Here is a 3,615-nt window from a genome sequence, read left to right on the forward strand (position 1 = left end):
CCAGAGCGGCGGGGGCGGCGCCCCCCGCCCGCCCCGCCGGGGGGGGGCGGCGGGGGCCGGGGGGGGGGGGGCGCCCCCGCGGGGCGGGGCGCGGGGGGGGCCGCTGGGGGGGGCCCCCTCGCGGGCCCCCCCCGGGGCGGCCCGGGCCCCGGGGCCGGGCGGGGGCCGGGCCCCTCCCGGGTCACCCCGGTGGTCCCTGTCCGACCCCCGGGATGAGGGGGAGTGGTCAGGAGACGGGTGTCACGTCGGTACGCCGGTGGTCGGTCGGCTTAGTACCAGTGGTTGGCCTGCCAGAAGTTCCAGGCGGCGTTCGGGCTGCCGTAGCGGGTGTTCATGTAGTCCAGCGCCCACTTGATCTGGGTGGCCGGGTTGGTCTTCCAGTCCGCACCGGCGGAGGCCATCTTGGAGGCCGGCAGCGCCTGGCCGAGGCCGTACGAGCCCGAGCTCGGGTTGGTCGCCGTCACGTTCCAGCCGGACTCGTGGGAGATGATCTGGCTGAACGAGGCCAGCTGGTTCGCCGGGACGATCTGGGCGGCGATGGCCTGCGGGGAGGCGGTCGCGGCGTTCGCGGTGGCGGGCAGGACGCCCGCGCCCAGGGCGGTGAGACCAGCGGCGCCGGCGAGAATCGCGGCGGAAGTGCGCATACGGAGCTTGAAAGTGGGCATGTAGAACAGGACCTCAATCAGGTTGGGCCGAGTCGCGCCCCACCCAGGACCACGGGCCGGACAGGGGCCGTTGCGGTTGTGGGGCGCGACTCGGCGGTAAGCCGTCGACCGGTGGGACAGGAACCGGTGCGGCTGACGACGAGAGCCATTGTTGCCAGACGGGATCGGCCGCCGCCAAGACCCCCTCGTTACGACGCACCGTCGTAGGCGCGAGGGTGGCCGTGGATTCGAAGGGCGGCCCGGGCGGGGTGCTCGGACCGGGGTCGAGCCGGGCGGACGCCGGTCGGCCGACGGACGGTCCAGGGGTGCGGCGGGGGGCTCCCGGCCACCACTACCCGCCGTCGTAGCCGCATTTCGGCTGTGAGCGCACTCACCGTTTGGGCGGCGCGGCCGTCACCGGACGGTCCGGTCACAGCACTTTGGGTACTGACGATCTGTGCCCGGCGCCACAGGAATCGGCCACGATGCGTGACCGTCCCCTGATCGGAGGTCACCGAAGGCCGTCAAAGGCCGCCGGGGATCACCGAAGGTCGCCGAGACGGCGGTGCCGGAGCGCCCGGGCGGCGAGCCGGTCCGCCTCGCCGGCGGCCGACAGCTCGCCGAGCGCCCGCGCGACCGCCGCGCCCAGCCGCTCGCAGAAGGCCGCCGGCTCCTCGGCGGCGTCCGGCAGCTCGGGGACCACCTCGTCCACCAGGCCGACCGCCGCCAGCTGCCCGGCGCCGATGCCCTGCGCCCGGGCCAGCTCGGCGGCGTGCGCGCCGTCCCGGTGCACGATCGCGGAGGCGCCCTCCGGCGGCAGCGGTGCCAGCCAGGCGTGTCCGGCGGCCAGCACCCGGTCGGCCGGGAGCAGCGCCAGCGCCCCGCCGCCGGACCCCTGGCCGAGCAGGACGGCGAGGACGGGCGTGCGCAGCGCCAGCAGGGTGGTCAGGCAGTGCGCGATCTCGACCGCGATGCCCTCCCGCTCGGCCCGGGCCGACAGTTCGGCGCCGGCCGTGTCCACCACGGTGACCAGCGGCAGGCCCAGCTGCTCGGCCAGTCGGGCGCTGCGCCGGACGGCTCGCAGGTCGGCGGCGGTGAAGGGGCGCTCGTGGTCGCCGCCCTGCCGTTGCCGGTCGCCGCCCTGCCGTTGCTGGCCGACGACCAGGACGGGGTGGCCGCCGAGCACGGCGAGGGCGCGGACCAGGGCGCCGTCGTGACCGCCGGGGGCGTCGAGCAGCACCAGTTCCTCGGCGGTGCGGCGCAGCAGCTCGCGGGTGCCGGGGCGGTCGGGGCGGCGGGTGCGGCGGACGGAGTCCCAGGCGTCGGGGGGTGTGGCAGTGGCGGGAGCGTGTGCGGGAGGGAGAGGGGCGCCCTTATAAGGAGGAGGGACGGTCCCGAGGACCGCGAGCGTGCGGCGCAGCAGTTCGCGCAGTTCCCGCGGCGGGACCACGGCGTCCACCAGCCCCTGCCCGGCCAGGGTCTCGGCCCGCTGGACGTCCGGCGGCAGCTGTACGCCGCGCAGTTCCTCGTACACCCGGGGGCCGAGGAAGCCGAGGCGGGCGCCCGGCTCGGCGAGGACCAGCTGGCCGAGGGTGCCCCAGGAGGCGAAGACCCCGCCCATGGTCGGGTTGCGCAGGTAGCTGAGGTAGGGGAGGCCGGCCGCGCGGTGGGCCTGGACGGCGGCGGTGATGCGGAGCATGCAGAGGAAGGCCGCCGAGCCCTCCTGCATCCTGGTGCCGCCGGAGACCGGCAGGGCGATCAGCGGGAGGCGTTCGGCGGTGGCGCGCTCGACGGCCCGGGTGATCCGTTCGGCGGTGGCGACGCCGATCGAGCCGCCGAGGAAGCCGAACTCGGAGGCGACCAGGGCGACCGGCCGGCCGTCGATCAGGCCGCGGCCGGTGAGCACGGCCTCGTCCAGGCCGGTGCGGGCGCGGGCCCGGTCGAGCGAGGCGCGGTAGTCGGGGTCGGCGGTGGGGAGGGACGGGGGTTCGTCCCAGCTGTGGAAGCCGCCCGGGTCGACCAGCAGGCCGATCAGCTGGTGGGCGGTCAGCGCGGTGGCCCTGGCGGTCCGCCCGCCGTCGCCCGTGCCGCCGCCCGTGTTCGTGCCGTCGCTCGTGCTCGCCCCTGAGCCCGCGCTCGCCCCGCCGCCCGTGCTCGTCCCTGCGCTCGCGCCCGTGTCCATGTCCACCCCGTCAGTGATCGTTCCGGTCCGGCACGGTCCGTCACTCTATGCGGCGCGGGCGCGGCGCTGTGGGAGTGCTGTGAAGGTGTGAGGAGCCCGACAGCGGGGGCGGACGGAAGTTCGACAGCGGTCGACCCAAGGATGGTGCGGACCGTTCGTGGACGGCTTCGGCGTACTGGTTCCGGTGGCCGGCGTACGGGTGAAGTCGCTGATGGGGCAAGCGAGTTACCCGTCGGTAAAAAGTTGATTCAGGCCTTCCGGAGTTGTCGGTGGCCCGCCACACTGATGGACATGACCCGCACTCTACGCGCGTGGAAGACCCGCGCTGCCGCCATCACCGCCGTCGCCCTGATGACCCTCGCCCCCGTCGCCGTCGCCACCGAGGCGCACGCCGACGTGAGCGGCACGGTGTGCCTGTCCGCGCTGCCGTCACAGGCCACCGACACCCTGAACCTGATCGCCTCCGACGGGCCGTTCCCGTACTCGCAGGACGGCGTGGTCTTCCAGAACAGAGAGGGCGTGCTGCCGAGCCAGTCGTACGGGTACTACCACGAGTACACCGTCATCACCCCGGGCGCCCCGACCCGCGGTGCCCGCCGGATCATCACCGGCGAGTCCTCCCAGGAGGACTACTACACCGGTGACCACTACGCCACGTTCTCGCTGATCGACCAGACCTGCTGACCTGCTGATCTGTTGATCGAGTCCCGGTACGGCTGAGTCCACGTGCGGCTGAGTCCCGGTACGACGGGGGGCCGGCGGATCCTTACGCCGGGGCACCCTCGTAAC

At 74.8% G+C, this 3,615-nt stretch carries 3 protein-coding genes; 1 reads left to right on the forward strand and 2 read right to left on the reverse strand.

All coding sequences use genetic code 11. From position 1 onward, the window contains the following. Positions 1-269: 269 nt before the first annotated feature. The gene (locus ACFV8H_RS41290) at positions 270-644 is read right to left on the reverse strand and encodes a transglycosylase SLT domain-containing protein (protein WP_380409915.1); all 375 of its coding nucleotides are present in this window, start codon (positions 642-644) and stop codon (positions 270-272) included. Positions 645-1,185: 541 nt separating this feature from the next. Beyond that, positions 1,186-2,826: a carboxyl transferase domain-containing protein gene (locus ACFV8H_RS41295; RefSeq protein WP_380409917.1), complete on the reverse strand. Its 1,641-nt coding sequence runs from the start codon at positions 2,824-2,826 to the stop codon at positions 1,186-1,188. Positions 2,827-3,117: 291 nt separating this feature from the next. Here ACFV8H_RS41295 and ACFV8H_RS41300 point away from each other — a divergent pair, with 291 nt between their 5' ends. Then, entirely contained in the window at positions 3,118-3,510 is a 393-nt protein-coding gene (locus tag ACFV8H_RS41300; RefSeq protein ID WP_375893679.1) for a ribonuclease, read from the forward strand. The last annotated feature ends 105 nt before the right edge of the window (positions 3,511-3,615 follow it).

The sequence above is a fragment of the Kitasatospora sp. NPDC059827 genome, from assembly GCF_042731675.1.
GTDB lineage: Bacteria > Actinomycetota > Actinomycetes > Streptomycetales > Streptomycetaceae > Kitasatospora.